This window comes from Bradyrhizobium sp. C-145 (genome assembly GCF_023375135.1).
In the GTDB taxonomy this organism is placed as follows: domain Bacteria; phylum Pseudomonadota; class Alphaproteobacteria; order Rhizobiales; family Xanthobacteraceae; genus Bradyrhizobium; species Bradyrhizobium zhanjiangense.
On the sequence record NZ_CP088150.1, the window covers coordinates 9,242,538 to 9,262,506 of the forward strand.

General features: G+C 64.4%; 15 protein-coding genes, 1 tRNA gene and 2 pseudogenes. 10 read left to right on the forward strand and 8 right to left on the reverse strand.

Annotated features, from left to right (window positions below; genetic code table 11):
* The first annotated feature begins 101 nt into the window (after positions 1 to 101).
* Positions 102 to 500 carry a hypothetical protein gene (locus LRP30_RS43520; protein WP_249758816.1) on the forward strand — a complete coding sequence of 133 codons (399 nt, stop codon included), beginning with the start codon at positions 102 to 104 and terminating at the stop codon, positions 498 to 500.
* 193 nt (positions 501 to 693) lie between these two features.
* On the opposite strand, the gene LRP30_RS43525 is transcribed toward LRP30_RS43520, so the two are convergent.
* A tRNA-Ser gene (locus tag LRP30_RS43525) sits at positions 694 to 783 on the reverse strand.
* Positions 784 to 977: 194 nt separating this feature from the next.
* On the opposite strand from LRP30_RS43525, the gene LRP30_RS43530 reads away from it, so the two are divergent.
* A complete protein-coding gene (locus tag LRP30_RS43530) occupies positions 978 to 1,319 on the forward strand; it encodes a hypothetical protein (RefSeq protein ID WP_128930302.1) in 342 nt (113 codons plus the stop codon).
* Positions 1,320 to 1,370: 51 nt separating this feature from the next.
* Here the strand turns inward: LRP30_RS43530 and pcaF are convergent, their stop codons facing one another.
* Positions 1,371 to 2,579: a 3-oxoadipyl-CoA thiolase gene (gene pcaF / locus LRP30_RS43535; protein ID WP_128940398.1), complete on the reverse strand. Its 1,209-nt coding sequence runs from the start codon at positions 2,577 to 2,579 to the stop codon at positions 1,371 to 1,373.
* A gap of 216 nt (positions 2,580 to 2,795) precedes the next feature.
* Here pcaF and mutS point away from each other — a divergent pair, with 216 nt between their 5' ends.
* The gene (gene mutS, locus LRP30_RS43540) at positions 2,796 to 5,537 is read left to right on the forward strand and encodes a DNA mismatch repair protein MutS (protein WP_249758817.1); all 2,742 of its coding nucleotides are present in this window, start codon (positions 2,796 to 2,798) and stop codon (positions 5,535 to 5,537) included.
* A gap of 362 nt (positions 5,538 to 5,899) precedes the next feature.
* On the forward strand, positions 5,900 to 6,796 hold the full coding sequence (locus tag LRP30_RS43545) for an IS110 family transposase (RefSeq protein ID WP_249761964.1): 897 nt from the start codon (positions 5,900 to 5,902) through the stop codon (positions 6,794 to 6,796).
* 20 nt (positions 6,797 to 6,816) lie between these two features.
* Here the strand turns inward: LRP30_RS43545 and LRP30_RS43550 are convergent, their stop codons facing one another.
* Positions 6,817 to 7,575 carry a hypothetical protein gene (locus LRP30_RS43550; RefSeq protein WP_249758818.1) on the reverse strand — a complete coding sequence of 253 codons (759 nt, stop codon included), beginning with the start codon at positions 7,573 to 7,575 and terminating at the stop codon, positions 6,817 to 6,819.
* Between LRP30_RS43550 and LRP30_RS43555 the strand changes: the two genes are divergently transcribed.
* Positions 7,535 to 7,693, forward strand: coding sequence for a hypothetical protein (locus LRP30_RS43555; protein ID WP_249761995.1), 159 nt, complete (start codon positions 7,535 to 7,537; stop codon positions 7,691 to 7,693). The genes LRP30_RS43550 and LRP30_RS43555 overlap by 41 nt on opposite strands.
* Positions 7,694 to 7,791: 98 nt before the next feature.
* Here LRP30_RS43555 and LRP30_RS43560 read toward each other — a convergent pair whose 3' ends face one another.
* The 3 genes and pseudogenes from LRP30_RS43560 to LRP30_RS43570 all read right to left on the reverse strand — a co-directional run bounded on the left by LRP30_RS43560 (position 7,792) and on the right by LRP30_RS43570 (position 9,953).
* Positions 7,792 to 8,301 (reverse strand): OsmC family protein, encoded by a 510-nt coding sequence (locus tag LRP30_RS43560; RefSeq protein WP_164934821.1) that lies wholly within the window; start codon positions 8,299 to 8,301, stop codon positions 7,792 to 7,794.
* A gap of 55 nt (positions 8,302 to 8,356) precedes the next feature.
* Positions 8,357 to 8,774, reverse strand: a pseudogene (locus LRP30_RS43565) (ATP-binding cassette domain-containing protein).
* A 307-nt stretch (positions 8,775 to 9,081) separates the two neighbouring features.
* A pseudogene (locus LRP30_RS43570) lies at positions 9,082 to 9,953 on the reverse strand (ABC transporter substrate-binding protein).
* A gap of 187 nt (positions 9,954 to 10,140) precedes the next feature.
* On the opposite strand from LRP30_RS43570, the gene LRP30_RS43575 reads away from it, so the two are divergent.
* Positions 10,141 to 12,930, forward strand: a complete 2,790-nt coding sequence (locus LRP30_RS43575) for a [protein-PII] uridylyltransferase (RefSeq protein ID WP_128930308.1) — start codon at positions 10,141 to 10,143, stop codon at positions 12,928 to 12,930.
* Positions 12,931 to 13,066: 136 nt separating this feature from the next.
* Here the strand turns inward: LRP30_RS43575 and LRP30_RS43580 are convergent, their stop codons facing one another.
* A complete protein-coding gene (locus tag LRP30_RS43580) occupies positions 13,067 to 13,597 on the reverse strand; it encodes a methylated-DNA--[protein]-cysteine S-methyltransferase (protein ID WP_249758819.1) in 531 nt (176 codons plus the stop codon).
* 40 nt (positions 13,598 to 13,637) lie between these two features.
* Here LRP30_RS43580 and LRP30_RS43585 point away from each other — a divergent pair, with 40 nt between their 5' ends.
* The 3 genes from LRP30_RS43585 (at position 13,638) to LRP30_RS43595 (ending at position 16,963) form a co-directional block, all read left to right on the forward strand.
* Complete coding sequence (locus tag LRP30_RS43585; RefSeq protein ID WP_206734833.1) at positions 13,638 to 14,054, forward strand: DUF1304 domain-containing protein; 417 nt, start codon at positions 13,638 to 13,640, stop codon at positions 14,052 to 14,054.
* Positions 14,055 to 14,200: 146 nt separating this feature from the next.
* Entirely contained in the window at positions 14,201 to 15,427 is a 1,227-nt protein-coding gene (locus tag LRP30_RS43590; RefSeq protein WP_249758820.1) for an ABC transporter substrate-binding protein, read from the forward strand.
* A gap of 204 nt (positions 15,428 to 15,631) precedes the next feature.
* A complete protein-coding gene (locus LRP30_RS43595) occupies positions 15,632 to 16,963 on the forward strand; it encodes an IS1182 family transposase (RefSeq protein WP_091895192.1) in 1,332 nt (443 codons plus the stop codon).
* 110 nt (positions 16,964 to 17,073) lie between these two features.
* Here LRP30_RS43595 and LRP30_RS43600 read toward each other — a convergent pair whose 3' ends face one another.
* Positions 17,074 to 17,499 (reverse strand): DUF1330 domain-containing protein, encoded by a 426-nt coding sequence (locus LRP30_RS43600; RefSeq protein ID WP_128947902.1) that lies wholly within the window; start codon positions 17,497 to 17,499, stop codon positions 17,074 to 17,076.
* 168 nt (positions 17,500 to 17,667) lie between these two features.
* Here LRP30_RS43600 and LRP30_RS43605 point away from each other — a divergent pair, with 168 nt between their 5' ends.
* Positions 17,668 to 19,881, forward strand: a complete 2,214-nt coding sequence (locus tag LRP30_RS43605; RefSeq protein WP_249758821.1) for a penicillin-binding protein 1A — start codon at positions 17,668 to 17,670, stop codon at positions 19,879 to 19,881.
* Positions 19,882 to 19,969 lie beyond the last annotated feature (88 nt).

Sequence of the window (19,969 nt, forward strand, 5' to 3'; positions counted from 1 at the left end):
AGGTCCATGTACGGACCCAACCAACCTGTGGTTTATTCGCCCACGGCTTTAAAGCCTCAAAAATATCAGCTGCCGATCCGCATCGTGGACAAGGGATTTGAATGAAAAAGATCAGCGCTACAGTAACCCTGCTTCTGCTGCTGGGTATTCCGCTCGCCGTTGCCAATATCCAAACGCTGTACACTTGGTTTCCAGCGCTAAAGCCAGCGATCGCAAATGCTATCGATGTGGCTACTGGCTACGTTCCGCCAAACGGGCCGTCACTTAGGGTCTCCCACGAGTGCAGGTACTTGGACCCAAAGGCGACGCAGTGTTGGAGTCATTTGAAAATTGTGTCCATGAACGAACAGCCAATTACCATCGAGCAGGTTCTCGTTAACGGCAGGCCAGAGTGCGTTTCGAACAATGGGCTCGTAATGCTGATGGCAGCGCAATTCATCAATGTGACTGAAAAGACGATCAAAGACTGGGGATGCTTATGGCATCGGGCTGAGCTGTGAACCCGTGACTCTGAAGATTGTGACCGATAAAGGCACTTGGACCGGAGGAGCCGCAGGTTGAGCAAAGAGTTTTGGGCGTGCAGGCCCACTATCACAGCGGACCTAGCCAAAATGTTATGCGGGGTGGAATGTGGGGGTAGCCGACCCGCCATTCGATAAAACCAAACTCCAACAATAACTTGTTTGGAATTCGTGGCGGAGAGAGTGGGATTCGAACCCACGGTACGGTTTCCCGCACACACGCTTTCCAAGCGTGCGCCTTAAGCCACTCGGCCATCTCTCCGGAGCGCCCTCTCTTGAAGGGGCGCCGACGATTTTGCAAGGGATCGCGGGTAAATCGGGCGAATTTTCCGCAACATATTGTATTTACGAGAGAATATCTGATGCCGATCGACGCCCGATCCGCCCGTCAGCTGAACCTGCGGCGGGTTTGGGGCGACGATTCACGTGAGGACGCCAAACCGCCAGGGGGATGCCATGACCGTCTGCAAGACCATCACTGCGCTGAGCCTGATTTCGGCCCTGGGTGTCGCCCTCGCCACGCCGGCGATGGCGCAGGTCTGCACCCGGCAGGGCGTTGACGTGAACTGCGACGACGGGCGGCGCGGGGTGCTTTCGGGCGATGCCATCATCTGGCCGGACGGCACCCGCTCGAGCTCGACGCCGCATCCGAGCGTGATCATCGGCAACAAGAGCTCGGTGCATGTCGGGCCCGGCGTGTTCGTCGGCCAGGGCAAGGGCATCGTGCCGCTGGACGATCCCAATGCACCGAACAAGCGGCAGTGCGCGATTCTGGACGGCGTGTCGTATTGCTATTGACGCAGTCGTTCTCTCTCTCCCCGTAAGAACGGGGAGAGAGAGGGGGAGACCTCAATTCAGCTTCTCGATCGCAACCGCGACACCCTGGCCGACGCCGACGCACATGGTGGCCAGCGCGAGCTTGCCGCCGCGCTTTTCCATGCCATGCACGGCGGTGAGCGCGAGACGGGCGCCGCTCATGCCGAGGGGATGGCCGAGCGCGATGGCGCCACCATGCGGATTGACGAAGTCGGCATCATCAGGCACGCCGAGCTGACGCATGCAGGCGATGCCCTGCGAGGCGAAAGCTTCGTTCAGCTCGATCAAATCGAAATCGCTGATCTTCTTGCCGAGCCGCTCCATCAGCTTGCGGGTCGCCGGCACAGGTCCAATGCCCATGATGCGCGGTGGCACGCCGGCCGAGGCGAGGCCGAGAATGCGTGCGCGGGGCGTCAGGCCGTGCCTCTTCACTGCGGCTTCGGATGCGAGGATCATCGCGGCGGCGCCGTCATTGACGCCGGAGGCGTTGCCGGCGGTGACCGTGCCCGGATTGCGCACGATCGGCTTCAGCTTGGCGAGGCCCTCCAGCGTCGTCTCGGGCCGCGGATGCTCGTCCTTGTCGACTGTGATGGGGCCGGCCTTGCCGCCGGGAATCGTGATCGGCGTGATCTCTTCCGCAAAATAGCCGGCGGCAATCGCCGCGCCCGCACGCTGCTGCGAGCGGATGGCGAAGGCATCCTGGTCGGCGCGCGAGACCTGGAATTCCTCGGCGACGTTCTCGCCGGTCTCGGGCATCGCATCGACGCCGTACTGCGCCTTGAGCAGCGGATTGATGAAGCGCCAGCCGATCGTGGTGTCGAAGATCTCGGCAGAGCGCGAGAACGCCTCCTGTGCCTTGCCCATCACGAAGGGCGCGCGGGTCATCGACTCGACGCCGCCGGCAATCGCAAGCTCGATCTCGCCGGAGCGGATCGCGCGCCCCGCAGCGCCGACCGCATCCAGGCCGGAGGCGCAGAGCCGGTTCAGGGTCTGGCCGGGAACCGAATCCGGCAAGCCCGCAAGCAGAAGCGCCATGCGTGCGACGTTGCGATTGTCCTCGCCGGCCTGATTGGCGCAGCCGAAGAACACTTCGTCGACCTGGGCCCAGTCGAGATTGGGATGCTTGGCCATCAGCGCCTTGATCGGGGTGGCGGCGAGGTCATCGGCGCGCACCTTGGCGAGCGAGCCGCCGAAACGGCCGATCGGGGTCCGCACGGCATCGCAGATAAAGACGTCACGCATCGTTGTTCTCCCTGAATGCCGCGATCCGGCCCAAATTCTTCAATGTCCGCGGAGTTTTAGGAGGGCGCCCGCGGCAGGTCAATTGACGGTTTCGCGTGCGTTTTGCAGGGGCCTGCCATTCGCCACGCATGCCGCGGTGCGGACAACGTGGAAAACCTCGCCTCTCCGGCCAAAGCGATAGGAGCAAGGGACGAAATTTTGTAGGTTGCGCCGCCCATGACAATGCAACAGCCCATTCCCGCGCCAGAGCCCGAATCCACGCCCGCTCCGCCAGCGGAAGCCGCCGCGCGCGTGACGCCGATGATGGAACAGTACCTTGAAATCAAAGCGGCGCATCAGGGCTTGCTGCTGTTCTACCGGATGGGCGACTTTTACGAATTGTTCTTCGAGGACGCCGAGATTGCCTCCAAGACGCTCGGCATCGTCTTGACCAAACGCGGCAAGCATCAGGGCGCGGATATCCCGATGTGCGGCGTGCCGGTCGAGCGCTCCGAGGATTATCTGCACCGCCTGATATCAGCCGGCCACCGCGTCGCGGTGTGCGAGCAGACCGAGGACCCCGCTGCGGCGAAAGCGCGCGGCAACAAGAGCGTGGTGCGCCGCGGCGTGGTGCGGCTGGTCACGCCGGGCACGCTGACCGAGGACACGCTGCTCGACGCGCGTGCCAACAATTATCTGTTGGCGGTCGCGCGCGCCCGCTCCTCCGCCGGCGCCGACCGCTTTGGCCTTGCCTGGATCGACATCTCGACCGCCGAATTCATGGTCACCGAAGTTTCGGGCGGCGAGCTCGCCGCGACGCTGGCGCGCATCAATCCGAACGAGGCGATCGTCACCGACGCGCTCTACAACGACAGCGAGCTCGGACAGACCCTGGGCGAGCTGCCGGCGGTGACGCCGCTGACCCGCGACGTCTTCGACGGCGCCACCGCCGAAAAGCGGCTGTGCGATTATTTCGCGGTCGCGACCATGGACGGGCTGGCGCAGCTCACGCGGCTGGAAGCCACGGCTGCGGCCGCCGCCGTCACCTATGTCGACCGCACCCAGGTCGGCAAGCATCCGCCGCTGTCGCCGCCAGCGCGCGAGGCCTCGGGCGCGACCATGGCGATCGATCCCGCCACCCGCGCCAATCTCGAATTGACGCGCACGCTCGCCGGCGAACGCCGTGGCTCGCTGCTCGACGCCATCGACTGCACCGTGACCTCGGCCGGCTCGCGCCTGCTGGCGCAGCGTCTGGCGGCGCCGCTGACCGATGCGCCGGCGATCGCGCGGCGGCTCGACGCCGTCAGCACCTTCGTTGCCGATTCGGCAACGCGCGAAGACATCCGCAGCATCCTGCGCGGCGCCCCCGACATGTCGCGCGCCTTGGCGCGGCTGTCGGTCGGACGTGGCGGCCCACGCGATCTCGCCGGCATCCGCGACGGCATCATCGCAGCGGACCAGGTGCTGACGCGGCTATCCGAACTCGACCAGCCGCCGCAGGAGATCGCGGCGGTGATGGCGGCGCTGCAAACGCCGTCGCGCGAGCTCGCATCCGAGTTTGCCAGCGCACTCGACGAGCAATTGCCGCTGATCAAGCGCGACGGCGGCTTCGTGCGTCAAGGCTTTGAACCCGCGCTCGACGAAGCCCGCAACCTGCGCGATGCCTCGCGCCTGGTGGTGGCCTCGATGCAGGCCCGCTACGCCGACCACACCGGCGTGAAGGCCCTGAAGATCCGGCACAACAACGTGCTCGGCTATTTCGTCGAGGTGACCGCGCAGCACGGCGACAAGCTGATGTCGCCGCCCCTGAATGCGACTTTCATTCATCGCCAGACGCTGGCTGGCCAGGTGCGCTTCACGACCTCCGAACTCGGTGAGATCGAGGCCAAGATCGCCAATGCCGGCGACCGTGCGCTCGGGCTCGAGCTCGAAATCTTCGAGCGGCTGTCCGCCAAGGCGCTCGAGATCAGTGAAGATTTGCGCGCCGCCGCGCACGGCTTTGCGCTGCTCGATGTCGCGACGTCCCTCGCCAAGCTGGCGGTCGACCAGAGCTATGTGCGGCCCGAGGTCGATACCTCGCTCGGCTTCGCCATCGAGGCCGGCCGCCATCCCGTGGTGGAGCAGGCGCTCAAGCGCAATGGCGAGCCGTTCATCGCCAATGCCTGCGATCTGTCGCCGGCGCCCGGACAGAAGTCCGGCCAGCTCTGGCTGCTCACCGGTCCCAACATGGCCGGTAAATCGACCTTTCTGCGCCAGAACGCGCTGATTGCCCTGATGGCGCAGATCGGCAGCTTCGTGCCGGCGACGCGGGCGCGGATCGGCATCGTCGATCGCCTGTTCTCGCGCGTCGGCGCCGCCGACGATCTCGCCCGCGGCCGCTCCACCTTCATGGTCGAGATGGTCGAGACCGCGGCGATCCTGAACCAGGCCGGCGAGCGCGCACTCGTGATCCTCGACGAGATCGGCCGCGGCACCGCGACCTTCGACGGACTCTCGATCGCCTGGGCCGCGATCGAGCATCTGCACGAGAGCAATCGCTGCCGCACGCTGTTCGCGACGCACTATCACGAGCTGACCGCGCTCTCGGCAAAACTGCCGCGCATGTTCAACGCCACCGTGCGGGTGAAGGAGTGGCAGGGCAATGTCGTGTTCCTGCACGAGGTGCTGCCGGGCTCGGCCGACCGCTCCTACGGCATCCAGGTCGCCAAGCTCGCCGGCCTGCCGCCGGCCGTAATCACGCGGGCCAAATCGGTGTTGGCGAAGCTGGAGGCCCAGGACCGCGGCCAGACCGCCCGCGCGCTCGCCGACGATCTGCCGCTGTTCGCCGTGCCTTCGCGCGCCGCAGCGGAAGCCGCGCCGCCGAGCGAAGCGGAGCTTTTGATGGAAGCGGTGAAGGCGTTACATCCCGACGAGATGTCGCCACGCGAGGCGCTGGATGCGCTGTATGCGTTGAAGGCGAAACTGCCGAAGCAGTCATAGTGCCGTAGGGTGGGCAAAGCGAAGCGTGCCCACCATGCAACGGCGAATCCGCAGGCAGATGGTGGGCACGGCGCGCGAAATGCGCGCCTTTGCCCACCCTTGTAATAGCGCAATCAGATATTGTCGGCGTGTTCCGTGAGGAATGGCCTGCCGCGGCTGCAACCCGCGGCAGGCCGCTGGCGATCGGATCGCGCCCACCCTGAGCAGTTTGTGGCTGCCCCGTAGCAGGATCGCGCCAGCACCTTCATCGGACCCGGATGGTTGCCGGAACAATCAGGTTCGCTTCACAAGGCAGGGTCGACGAAGATGGCACAGACTAGCACGACGACAGCGGAATCGATACGTCCAAGGCGAAGCTCGACATTGTAGTTCATGGTCGAGACGAGGGTTGGGAGGTCGCCAACGACCTTCCCGGTTGGCGGAAGCTGGTGCAACTGCTGACCAAAGCTGGCGTCAAGCGAGTCGGGATCGAAGCGACCGGCGGTTACGAGCGTGGGGTAGTGGAGCATTTGCGTGCGGCCGGCGTCATCGTGCTGGTGCTGCAGCCGATCCAGGTCAAGGCGTTCGGCCGCTCCCGATTGCGTCGCGCCAAGAACGATACGCTGGATGCCGCGCTGATTGCTGCCTGCGCGGCATCGCTCGAAGAGGTGAGGAGTGCGCCGGATCCGCGCTTGGCGGAGCTCGCCGAGCAGCTCACCTTCCTCGAGCAGATCGAGGACGACATCAAGCGCTTCAAGACCCGGCTCGAGCATCTCGATAAGCCTGGGCTACGCCGCATCGTGCTGGATGACATTGCCCGGTTGAAGGCAAGGCGGCTCTCCCAAATCCGTCACATCGCCAAGCAACTACGCGCTCACCACGATCTCGCTGTCCGCCTTGACCTCGTGATGAGCATTCCCGGGATCGGTGAGCGCACGGCACTGGCCCTCCTGGTCCGCATGCCTGAACTCGGCCGTGTCAGCCGGGAGGAAGTCGCAGCCCTTGCCGGGCTGGCTCCCTTCGACAACGATAGCGGGCAGTACACGGGCCAACGCCGTATCGCCGGCGGCCGCGCTCGCCTGCGTCGCTCTCTGTTTGCGGCAGCCCTGCCTGCGGCCTTCCGCTGGAATAAGGCCGTCATGGCCCTCTATGCCCGCCTGACTGCGGCCGGAAAGGCTCACAATGCCGCTCTCATCGCATGCGCGCGCAAGCTGCTCATCTATGCCAACACCGTCGTGCAACGCGGAACGCCGTGGACTGAAAAACTCCTCGGCGTTTAATGGTTGCTACGGTACGAAGCTCACGCCGCAGCCAGCCGCTTCCTTCGCCCGTTCCACCACAGCGTCAGATTCCAGACGATGCAGGTGGCGAGACCCATGCTGAGACCGATCGCGGAGCCGAAGTTTGCGGCGCCGAGATGCATCACCGCGATCGCCATACCGAACCCGAGCAGGCCCCAGGCGGAGTTGGCGAGCACCGCGGCGGTTGGCGGGCCGCCGATGCGCGGGTGCAGGATCACCATCATGCTGGTGAAGACGATCGGGTAGAGCGCGATGACGCCGGACACCCGCGGGCCGACCCAGCCCGACGTCGAAACCACGATCGCGACCAGTGTCGCCACCAGCGCGGCGCGGAACGGAATGTCGTACCAGCGACGCGTGACCAACGGCATCTTCACATGGCGGTACTTAGCGAGCAGCGGAATGCAGATGCCGAACGCAATCAGGTTCACGGCGAGCCCGGCCGTCAAGGTCCAGTCGAACAGGCGGATGAGGGAGGCCAGCACGATCCACACCGCTATCGCGCTGCCTGCACTCACCAGCAGATTGTTCCGCTGCGCCAGCACGACATAGCAGAGGCCAAGCACGATCGTCGCGGCGTTCACCGGAAGGCTCGACAGCGCGCCTTGCGCGATGAAGGCGGCGTCATGGTCGAGCGCGAGGAAGACGTAGGAAGGTCCCGCCGAGATCGGCAGCGTCGCCACCAGCGCCCCGATCACCGGCCCCGAGCGTTCAGTGATGATCGACGCCGTCACGACGAACGCCGCCGCGATCGCCATGCGCAGGAGAAGGAAGAAGATGAAGTGGATGTCGGGGACATTTTTGGCTTCTTACCCTCCCCTGGAGGGGGAGGGTCGGCTCATATTGAGCGCAGCGAAATATGCGGCGGTGGGGTGACAGTCTCTCGACGGAGACGGTGCCCGAGTGGAGAGATCACCCCACCCCGCTCGCGCTGCGCGCGATCGACCCTCCCCCTCCAGGGGAGGGTAAGAGAGTCACATCCGCTGCATCGACACCGATACCTTCGGGCCGTTCTTGATGGTCTGATAGACCACGCAATAGCGCTCGGTGAGTTTCAGCAACAGATCGAGCTTGTCTTGCGGCGCATCAGTGTCGACCTCGAAGCGTAGGCGGATCTCGGCGAAGCCGACCGGGGTCTCCTTGTCGACACCGAGCGTGCCGCGGAAGTCGAGGTCGCCCTCGGCATAGACATTGCCGGTCCTAAGCGGCACCTCGATCGCGGTCGCAACCGATTTCAGCGTGACGCCGGCACAGGCGACCAGCGCTTCCAGCAACATGTCGCCGGAGCAGAGCTCGAGGCCGGAGCCGCCGGTGGCGGGATGCAGACCAGCCATCGCGATGGCGCGGCCGGTTTCGACCTTGCAGGCGATGCCATCGCTGTCGGTGGAGCCCTTGGCCTTCAGCGTGATCAGCGCAGCCTTGGGATCGGTCTTGTAGCGCTCCTTGAGCGGGGCCTGCATCTGGCGCAATTGGGCAGCGTCCATGTTCGTTCTCTCCCGGAAAGATCGCCTCTCGATGTACCGGCTTGAAGGCGGATTGTCACCACCACAGGGCCTGACCGGGACCCTGGGTTGCGTCACGGTCGGGTACGCTACGGTCGAGCGAACGGTCGAGTGACGTCAGCAACGTCAGCACATGCGTGACGAGGATCAAGGTCGGCTGCGTGTCGGCCCAGAGGTCGAACAGATGATCCTGCAGATCCCTGCGGGTGAAGGCATCGAGCGCGGAGAACGGCTCGTCGAGCATTGGCATGCGGCGAACTGATCGCCTCGTCGTCGAGCGTCACCGTGCCCGAGCTGGCCCGATCGAGGCCGGCGATGGCGCGGAGCAATGCTGACTTGCCGCAGCCGCAGCCGACGATGATGGCGATGATCTCGCCCTGCCTGATCTCGGCGGAGAAACGCGCCAGCGCCTCGACGCCGTTGGGATAGGTCTTGCTGATCCGGTCGAGCGCCAGGCGGCCGCGCTCTCGGTTGGTTCCGATGATCGTTGCAGCACTGGCGCGTGGGAGATCATGGCCGGTAGGAACCGCGTCTGGTCGGGGAATGCAAGGGCGCGAGGCAATCTCCATTGTCGTCCCGGACAAGCGCGCCTCCAGCGCGCGCCGATCCGGGACCCTAGCCACAGGAAGACGTGGTTGCGAGGACTCGGAGTGACCGTCTTCACGCCACAACCACTCCCTGTGATTATGGGTCCCAGGTCTGCGCTTACGCTTGCCCGGGACGACGGCGGAATTTGCTGCGCGCGTGCCTCTTCCCTGCGAACTAATTCGTCGGCAGCGGGACCTGGTCGTCGATCAGGGCGTCCAGCGTCGCCTTCACGTCGATCTTGGCATCGACGACACCGGCCTGTTGCAGGGCAAGGCCGGCGGCGAGAAGCGATGCGCGTTGCGGCGCGCCGATGCGGCTGTGGGTGAGCTCGGTGCGCTCCTTGAGCTGCTTGTCGACGACAGCCTCAGGCAGTTTCGTGACCGCGATGAAGATCTTCTTCAGCTCGTCGTAATTCGTCAGCGAATATTTGCGCGCCTCCTCGTAGACCGCGAGGACGCGGCGCACAATGTCGGGATAGTCCCTCAAGAACTGCTCGCGCACATTGAGGATGCCCCAGGTGTTGGCGTCGGCCTTGCGGTAGAACAGTTTTGCGCCTTCCTCAATCTCCGCCTGGGCCATCATGGGATCGAGTCCGGCCCAGGCGTCGACGTCGCCGCGGATCAGCGCAGTCTTGCCGTCGGCATGCTGGAGCAGCACCGGGGTGATGTCTTTTTCCGTCAGGCCCGCACCTAACAGCGCGCGGATCAGGAAGAAGGACGCGAATAGACATAGATCGACTTGATCGGATTGCCGTTGATGCGGGCCACCAGCGCCGCCGAGCCCGCGGTCGAGCCGAAATCGATCGAGCCGGCGTTGAGGAATTCGAGCGCCTTGTTGGAGCCGGCCGACTGCACCCAGGTGACGGTGATCCCCTCCTTGGCGAACTCTTTCTCCAGCAGGCCCTTCTGCTTCAGGACCATCGAAACCGGATTGTAGGTCGCCCAGTCGATGCGGATCTCCTTGAGCGGATCCGCCGCCCGTGCCGCAGGGGTCATTGCGAGCGCGACGGCTCCCGCCAACAGAATGCGTCGTGTAATCCTGGCAATGCCCGACTCCTCAAAAACTTCATTGTTTTTCAAGGAGTTATGGCTAGAGGTCAACGAGAAAATCCGTCCCTTGCGAGCGCGCGGCCCGAGAACAGATTTGCCCAAAGCCGCAGCTTTCCAGCATGGAACGGCTATTGCCAGAGAATGGCGGGTGACAGCGCCTGCCGCCTCTTATATCCGGTGAGATATGGACAGCGTCGCGATTGAAAAGAAGCCAGAGACGGATGACCGCTTCGACACCGCGCGGATCACCGCCGCGGTCGATGCGCTCGCCGAAAAGCACGAGGGCCGAGAGGACACGTTCCGCACGGCCATGGCGCAATTGCTCAAGGCTGAGCTGATCGCCTCGCGCGCCGCGGCACAGGCGATCCTTTTGAAGGACCGTCACGGAAGGCGCTGCGCCGAGCGGCTGTGCCATGTCCAGGACGAGATCATCCGCGTCCTCTATTCAGCGGCAACGCGGCATCTCTACCGCTCGCCGATCCCGAGCGGCGCCGAGCGCATGGCGGTGGTGGCGACCGGCGGCTATGGCCGCGGCCTGATGGCGCCCGAATCCGACATCGATCTCTTGTTTATCCTGCCCTACAAGCAGACCGCCTGGGGCGAGCAGGTCGCCGAAGCCATCCTCTACTGCCTCTGGGACATGGGGCTGAAGGTCGGCCACGCCACCCGCTCGGTCGACGAATCGATCCGCCAGGCGCGCGGCGACATGACGATCCGCACCGCGATCCTGGAGACGCGCTTCCTGACCGGCGACAAGCCGCTCTATGACGAATTGGTCGAGCGCTTCGACAAGGAGGTGGTGCAGGGCACCGCGTCCGAATTCGTTACCGCAAAACTCGCCGAGCGCGAGGAGCGGCATCGCCGCGGCGGCCAGTCGCGCTATCTGGTCGAACCCAACGTCAAGGACGGCAAGGGCGCCCTGCGCGACCTGCACACGCTGTTCTGGATCGCCAAGTACGTCTATCGCGTCCGCGACACCGACGAGCTGGTCGAGCGCGGCGTGTTCGACGCGCAGGAATATCGCAGCTTCCGCCGCTGCGCCGATTTCCTCTGGTCGGTGCGCTGCAATCTGCATTTCTACTGCAATCGCGCCGAGGAGCGCCTCTCCTTCGACCTGCAGCGCGAGATCGCGGTCCGGCTCGGCTACACCTCGCATCCCGGCATGCAGGACGTCGAGCGCTTCATGAAGCACTACTTCCTGGTCGCCAAGGAAGTCGGCAACCTCACCGCCATCCTCTGCGCCAAGCTCGAGGACCAGCAGGCCAAGCCGGCGCCGGTGCTGAGCCGGATGATGGCGCGGCTGCGGCCCAGCACCGTGAAGCGGCGCGTACCTGATAGCGACGACTTCATCGTCGACAACAACCGCATCAACATCGCTGCGCCCGATGTCTTCAAGCACGATCCGGTCAATTTGATCCGGATCTTTCGCCTGGCGCAGAAGAACAACCTCGCCTTTCATCCGGATGCGATGCGCGACGTGACGCGCTCGCTCGGCCTGATCAACGGGCAGCTTCGCGAGAATCCCGAGGCCAATCGGCTGTTCATGGAGATCCTGACCTCCAACGACGCCGAGACCGTGCTGCGACGGATGAACGAGACCGGCGTGCTCGGTCACTTCATCCGCGCCTTCGGCAAGATCGTCTCGATGATGCAGTTCAACATGTATCATCACTACACCGTTGACGAGCATCTGATCCGCTGCATCGGCTTCCTCCAGGACATCGAGCGCGGCGGCATCGAGGAGTTCGCGCTCGCCAGCGACCTCATGCGCAAGACGAGGCCCGAGCACCGCGCGGTGATCTACATCGCGACGCTGCTGCACGACGTCGCCAAGGGCCGGCTGGAGGATCACTCCATCGCCGGCGCCAAGGTGGCGCGGCGGCTGTGCCCGCGGCTCGGCTTCAGTCCGGCCGATACCGAGCTTGTGGCCTGGCTGATCGAGGAACACCTGACGATGTCGACGGTCGCGCAGTCGCGCGACTTGTCGGATCGCAAGACCATCGAGAATTTCGCCGCCGTGGTGCAGTCGGTCGAGCAGATGAAGCTGCTGACGATTCTCACCACCGCCGATATCCGCGGCGTCGGCCCGGGCGTGTGGAACGGCTGGAAGGCGCAGCTGCTGCGCTCGCTCTATTACGAGACTGAGCCGGTACTGACCGGCGGCTTCTCGGAGGTCGATCGCGGCAAGCGCCTCGCGGCCGCCTACGCCGAATTCCGCATGGCCTTCGCCGAATGGCCGGAGGATGAGCTCGATGCCTATATCGGCCGGCACTATCCGGCCTATTGGCTCAAGGTCGAGCTGCCGCGCAAGATTCGCCATGCCCGCTTCGTCCGCTCCAGCGAGCAGGCCGGCCACAAGCTCGCGATCAATGTCGGCTTCGACGAGGTGCGCGGCGTCACCGAGCTCACGATCTTCGCGGCCGACCATCCCTGGCTGCTGTCGATCATCGCCGGCGCCTGCGCCTCGGCCGGCGCCAACATCGTCGACGCCCAGATCTACACCACCACCGACGGCCGCGCGCTCGATACGATCTCGATCTCCCGGGAATATGACCGCGACGAGGACGAGGGGAGGCGCGCCACGCGGATCGGCGAGATGATCGAGGACGTGCTGGAGGGCAAGCTGCGCCTGCCGGAGGTGGTGGCGCGGCGCACCGTGCGCAGCAAGGCGAAGCCCTTCGTGATCGAGCCGGAAGTGACCATCAACAACCAATGGTCCGACCGTTACACGGTGATCGAGGTCTCCGGCCTCGACCGGCCCGGCCTGCTCTACGAGCTGACCACCGCGATCTCGAAGCTCAACCTCAACATCGCCTCGGCCCATGTCGCGACCTTCGGCGAGCGCGCGCGCGACGTGTTCTACGTCACCGACCTCCTCGGCGCGCAGATCAACGCGCCGACACGGCAGGCCGCAATCAAGAGCGCGCTAACCCATGTGATGGCCGGCGACAAGGCGGTGCAGCCGGCGGCGTGACCCTCGTGGTTCCGGGGCGCGCGTAGCGCGAGCCCGGAATCCATTCATCCGCAGAGTCGGTGGCGCCATAGATTCTCAGGTGCGCAATTGCGCACCATAGCTCGCCGCTCCGCGGCGCCCCGGAATGACGGCCGGACTACACCTCCACCCCTTCATGCCGCAGCAGCCAGCGCTTGCGCTCGAGGCCACCGCCGTATTTCACCAGTGAGCCATCGGCGCCGATCAGGCGGTGGCAGGGCAGCACCACGCTGATCGGATTGGAGCCGTTGGCGTGGCCGACGGCGCGAATCGCTTTGGGCATGTCGATCCTTGCGGCGAGCGCGCCATAGCTCATCGTGGTCCCAGTGGGGATTTGTGCGAGCGCGGTCCAAACCTTTTGCTGGAACGACGTGCCGGCGATGCGCCATGCGATGGCCGAGAGCTGGCCGAGGTCGCCTTCAAAATAGCCCGACAGCGCAGTCCGCATCTGCGTCGGTGCAGGCTGATCGCGGAGGTCCACCGCACCATAATGCAGCCGCAACAGCTCGCGCATACGGTGCTCGTAGTCTTCCCAATCGAGCGCGCGCAACACGCCCTCGGCGTCGGTGACGAGCAGCGCGATGCCGATCGGCGTTGCCAGGCGACCGAGACCGAAGCGTTCAGGCGTTTTGGTTGATCGAGCGGGCATTGCGGCACCGTTGCATCGAAATACGTCCGTCGCACTTGCCATGCCGGCTGTGCTAACGTCCACCCGAAAGCTGACGCTTTTGGGGGAGCTCAACTTGATTTTGATCGCCAATCTTCTGGTGGCGCTGGTCGCCATCCTGCATGTCTTCTTCCTGATCCTGGAGATGTTTCTCTGGGACAAGCCGCTGGGCTTGAAGGTGTTTCGCAACACGCCTGACAAGGCCGAGATGACGAAGGTGCTGGCCGCCAATCAGGGCCTCTATAACGGCTTCCTCGCCGCCGGCCTGATCTGGGGTCTCGTTCACGGCAATCCTGCCTTCGCGTTCCAGATCAAGGCGTTCTTCCTGCTTTGCGTGATCGTGGCTGGCGCTTATGGCGCCGCGACCGTCAGCTCACGCATCCTGATGGTGCAGGCGCTGCCGGCGGCGATTGCGCTGGTGGCATTGTTCCTGGCCTAGCTTTTGGCCTGAGGCGCTACGGCGCAGCGCCGTGATCCTTGCGCGGCGGCGAACGTTCCTCCACAATCTTTGGCAGCGATGGCGACCGTTGCAATCAACGGACAAAGACCATCGATCGAAAATTCCGTCAGGAGGAACGACCCAATATGACCAATCGCAGAGCCTTCCTAGCTGCCACGACGGCGCTCGCCTTCGCGTTCTCCGCGAGCCAAGCCCTCGCCCAGAAGAAATACGACACCGGCGCGAGCGACACCGAGATCAAGATCGGCCAGACCGTCCCGTTCTCCGGCGCCTATTCGGTCTACGCCAATATCGGCAAGACCCAGGCCGCCTATTTCAAGATGATCAACGATCAGGGCGGCATCAACGGTCGCAAGATCAATTTGATCCAGTATGACGACGCCTATTCGCCGCCGAAGACTGTCGAGCAGGTGCGCAAGCTGGTCGAAGGCGACGAGGTGCTGTTCACTTTCCAGCTGATCGGCACCGCTGCGAACGCCGCCGTGCAGAAATATCTCAACGGCAAGAAGATCCCACAGCTCCTCGCCTCGACCGGCGCGGCGCGGTTCAACGACCCGCAGAACTATCCCTGGACCATCGCCTATAATCCCAACTACGTGTCCGAGGGGCGCATCTACGCAAAATACATTCTCGCCAATCATCCCAACGCCAGGATCGGCGTGCTCTATCAGAACGACGATATGGGCCGCGACTATCTCGCGGGCCTCAAGAGCGGTCTCGGCGACAAGGCCGCCAGCATGATCGTCGGCGAGGTCTCCTATGAGGTCACCGACCCGACCGTCGACTCGCAGGTGGTCAAGCTGAAATCGATGGGCGCCGACCTGTTCTATGACGCGTCGACGCCGAAATTCGCAGCGCAGGCGATCAAAAAGCTTGCCGACCTCGGCTGGAGCCCGGTGCATATCCTCGACATCAATGCGAGCCCGGTGTCGGCGACGTTGAAGCCAGCAGGCCTCGACATCTCCAAGGGCATCATCTCCACCAATTACGGCAAGGACCCCGGCGATCCCCAGTGGAAGGACGATCCGGGCGTGAAGGCCTTCTTCGCCTTCATGGACAAGTATTTTCCGGAAGGCGACAAGCTCAACACCGTCAACACCTACGCCTATTCGGTGGCCGAGCTGCTGGTGCAGGTTCTGAAGCAATGCGGCGACAACCTGACGCGTGAGAACGTCATGAAGCAGGTCGCCGGCATCAAGGGCTATACGCCGAGCCTGGCGCTGCCCGGCATCAAGATCACCACGGGCCCGAACGACTATCGCATCAACAAGCAGATGCAGATGATGAAGTTCAACGGCGAGCGCTGGGAGCTGTTCGGACCGATCATCGCAGACACCGGGCCGTCGGGTTAGTGTTGGCCTCGTAGGGTGGGGTGGGCATAGGCGCGCAGCGCCGTGCCCACCACCTCTCCACGATCGCATGAGACGTGGTGGGCACGCGCCGGAATGCGCATTCGCGCACTCCGGCGCTTTGCCCACGCTACGAGGCTGTGACTCTTTTCCGTATCGAGCGTCAGGCGGATATGATTCTCTAAGCAGATTGATTTGCTGGAGAGAATGATGGCTGACGACGGACTTTTTGGCGAATTGCCGGAACAGTCGGCGCCATGCACCGAAGTGGTGCCGCGGGGGGCACCTCGGCTGCGCGAGCCTGTGCGCGATCAGGTCGAATTGCGAGCGGTCGATATCGATAGCCTGATCGGGCAGGATCATCCGGTGCGGGTGATCTGGGCTTATGTCGAAGGGCTCGACTTGAGCGAGCTGGAAGATCGCGTCAAGGCGCGGGAGAACAGGCCGGGTTATCCGGCGCCATCGCCACGGTTGCTGCTGGCGCTTTGGCTGTACGCCACGAGCGATGGCGTTGGCAGCGCGCGGGCGCTGGACCGGCTCTGCGACAGTCACGACGTCTACCGCTGGCTCTGCGGCGGCGTGTCTTTGAACCATCATACGCTATCGGACTTCCGGGTCGGCTGTGCCGACTTGCTTGACCGTTTGCTGGTCGAACATCTGGTGGCCCTGAACGAGGCAGGGTTGGTTGATCTGGAGAAGCTGACCCAGGACGGGGTGCGGATACGGGCGAGTGCGGGAACCGGATCGTTCCGGCGGGAGGCGACGCTGGATCGGCAGATGGCACAGGCCGGGGCCGTGGTGGAAGAGCTCAAGCGCGAGGTCGATGCGGATCCGGAAGCCAGCAATCGGCGGATCCGGGCCGCTAAGGAGCGCGCGGCGCGGGAACGCAGCGAGCGGGTGCAGGCCGCGCAAGCGGCGCTGGCTGAGATCAAGCGCAAGCGAAAACAGCTCGATGACAAGGGCGGCAACGGCAAAAAGCCAAAAGAGCCACGGGCCTCTACCACCGACCCGCAGGCACGGGTGATGAAGATGGCGGATGCCGGCTTCCGTCCGGCCTACAATGTGCAGGTGGCTAGCGCGGCCGGCGAACTGATCGTGGTCGCGATCGATGTCGACAACAGCGGCTCAGATCGCGGCTTGATGCGACCGATGCTGGAGCGAACGCGCGCTCGGCTGAAGCGCTTGCCACGCCGCTACCTCGCCGATGGCGGGTTTTGCAGTGGCGAGGACATCGAATGGGCGCATGGCGAAGGTATCGAGGTTTACTGTCCTCCTCCCAAATCCAGGAGCGGTGTCGATCCCTTTTTACCCCGGAGCAACGACGGTCCTGGCGTAGCGGCCTGGCGTGCTCGCATGGCCAGCGAAGCCGGCAAGGCACAGTACCAAGCCCGCACAATCTGCGAATGCATCCATGCCCGATGGCGGAACTGGGACCTCAGGCAATTAACCGTGCGCGGTATCGCGAAGGTCCGTGCCGTTGTGCTCTGGTACGCCCTCACCAACAACATCCTGCAGGGACACCGTCTCGTAAAGGCATAGACCGCGGCAGCATACCGACGGCCTGACGCCGCCGGCTTCGACCTCAAGGGACGCTAACGCCCCTTGAGGTCCATGCCGAAACAAACGAATTGGCTCACAGGCTCTACGGACTACGTCGGTATCTCGCCAAAGTTCTTCCCCACCGGCAGCACTGCATGCCGAATCAGACGCGAATCCTCCACCGCTGCCTGCCTATGCTTCACCGCTTCGCGATAGACGGGATCGCGGATCATCTCGACGAAGGCAGCAACGCTGGGATATTCGGCGATGAAGCAATGGTCCCAGCGCTCGTCCTGCGGACCGATCAGCATCAGCTCGAACCTGCCCTGCCAGACGATGCGGCCGCCGAGGCGCTCGAACACCGGGCCGCTCTCGCGGCCATAGGCCGCATAGGCTTCCGCGCCGCTCGCCTTGCGGCCGTCCGGATAGGCCGCCTCCTTGCGCAACCGCACCAGGTTGAGCATGTGGATCGGGCCCGGGCGGTCGTTGTCCCGGAATTGCGCGAAGATCTCCTTGGTTGGATCGATGTGGCCCATGCGAGTTCCCTCTTTCTTGATGCGGGCGATCCTAGCTCCGGCGCCTCAGAAGCGGAACTGCGACCGGCGAATGCCGCACCTCCTAATCGCGCGTTAAGCTTTGTGTAACCGGGCCTTAAACAGCGACCGCTAGCGTGCGGCGGGGCGGGCTGACCGGGCGTTTGGCGTATGGCGTGGGGAAAGAAAAAGGGTGGGCGGAAGGAGCCGTTGTTCGGCTTGCCCGCGGCGCTCGCCGATCTGCGCCTGACCGCGGCGGACCGCATTCCCGGCGGCGAGGACAAGCCCAAGAAGTCAGCGAAAGCATCCGCCAAGCGCAAGAGCGAGGATGCCGGCGACGAGCCGCCGCCGCGCGAGCGCAAGGCTCCGGCCGGTCGCAGCGGCGCCAAACGCCGATCGAAATCGCGCGGAGGCTTTAGCCTCGGCCGCCTGGTCTATTGGGGCGCGGTGCTCGGCCTGTGGGGCGTCATCGCCGTGATCGGCATCGTGATCTATGTCGGCGCCCATCTGCCGCCGATCCAGTCGCTGGAGATCCCTAAGCGGCCACCGACGATTCAGATCGTCGGCATCGACGGCAGCATGCTGGCGCAGCGCGGCGAGATGGCCGGCGCCAATATCGCGCTGAAGGATTTGCCGCCCTATCTCCCCAAGGCATTCATCGCCATCGAGGACCGCCGCTTCTATTCGCATTTCGGCATTGACCCGGTCGGCATCCTGCGCGCCCTCGTCACCAATGTGCTCCATCGCGGCGTCTCGCAGGGCGGCTCGACGCTAACCCAGCAGCTCGCGAAAAACCTGTTCCTGACCCAGGAGCGCACCATGCAGCGCAAGCTGCAGGAGGCAGAGCTCGCGATCTGGCTGGAGCGCAAGCATTCCAAGAACGAGATTCTGGAGCTCTATCTGAACCGCGTCTATTTCGGCTCCGGCGCCTACGGCGTCGAAGCTGCCGCGCAGAAATATTTCGGCAAGTCGGCGAAGAACGTGACGATCGCTGAAGCGGCCATGCTGGCCGGCCTCGTCAAATCGCCCTCGCGCCTTGCGCCGAACCGCAATCCCGAGGGCGCGGAAGCGCGCGCGCAAATCGTGCTGGCGGCGATGGCGGATGCAAAGTTCATCACCGACGCGCAGGCCAAGGCCTCGATCGGCCATCCCTCCTACGAGGTGAAGCCGGTCGGCGCCGGCACGGTCAATTACGTCGCCGACTGGATCGGCGAAGTGCTGGACGACCTGGTCGGCCAGATCGACGAGAGCATCAAGGTCGAAACCACGATCGATCCAAGGCTCCAGAGCGTGGCGGAAGCCGCCATCATCGACGAGCTCGCGGCCAAGAGCGTTAAGTTCAACGTCAGCCAGGGCGCACTGGTGGCGATGGCGCCCGATGGCGCCGTGCGCGCCATGGTGGGCGGGCGGAACTATTCCGAGAGCCAGTACAACCGCGCGGTCACGGCAAAACGCCAGCCGGGCTCCTCGTTCAAGCCGTTCGTGTACCTCACCGCGCTCGAGCAGGGGCTGACGCCGGATACCGTCCGCCAGGACGCGCCGATCGAGGTGAAGGGCTGGAGACCCGAAAACTACACCCACGAATATTTCGGCGCGGTGACGCTGACGCAGGCGCTGGCGATGTCGCTCAACACGGTTGCCATACGCCTCGGCCTCGAGGTCGGGCCGAAGAACGTGGTGCGCACCGCGCACCGGCTCGGCATCTCCTCGAAACTCGAGCCCAATGCCTCGATCGCGCTGGGCACCTCGGAAGTCTCCATGGTCGAGCTGGTCGGCGCCTATGCCCCCTTCGCCAATGGCGGCCTCGCGGTGACGCCGCATGTCGTGACGCGGATCAGGACGCTCAGTGGCAAGCTGCTCTACATGCGCCAGCCGGACGAGCGCAACCAGGTGATCGACCCCCGCTATGTCGGCATGATGAACACGATGATGCGGGAGACCTTGATCAACGGCACCGCCAAGAAGGCCGAAATCCCCGGCTGGCCGGCGGCCGGCAAGACCGGCACCAGCCAGGATTACCGCGACGCCTGGTTCATCGGCTACACCGCCAACCTCGTCACCGGCGTCTGGCTCGGCAATGACGACAACTCGCCGACCAAGAAGGCGACTGGCGGCGGCCTGCCGGTTGAAGTCTGGACGCGCTTCATGCGCACGGCGCACGAGGGCGTGCCCGTGGCCGCCTTGCCGAATTCACAAGCCAGCTGGGGCCTGTCGAACCTCGCGCAGGCGGCTTCGCAGGTGTCTCCGCCGACAGCGCCTGGGCCGGCACCGGCGAACAATGGCAGCTATCGCCCGCCGTCCCCCACGCGCGCCAATGTGCGCCCCGAGGCGGCGGCAGGGCTCGATGGCTGGCTGATGGACCGCCTGTTTGGCGGAAACCGATAGGTTCGAGCCGAGGGCCTTGGGCCCCTTGAAACAAAAACTGCGAAAACAACCCCATGCACAGTAGCCGGCAATCGCCGGCGCGATGCGC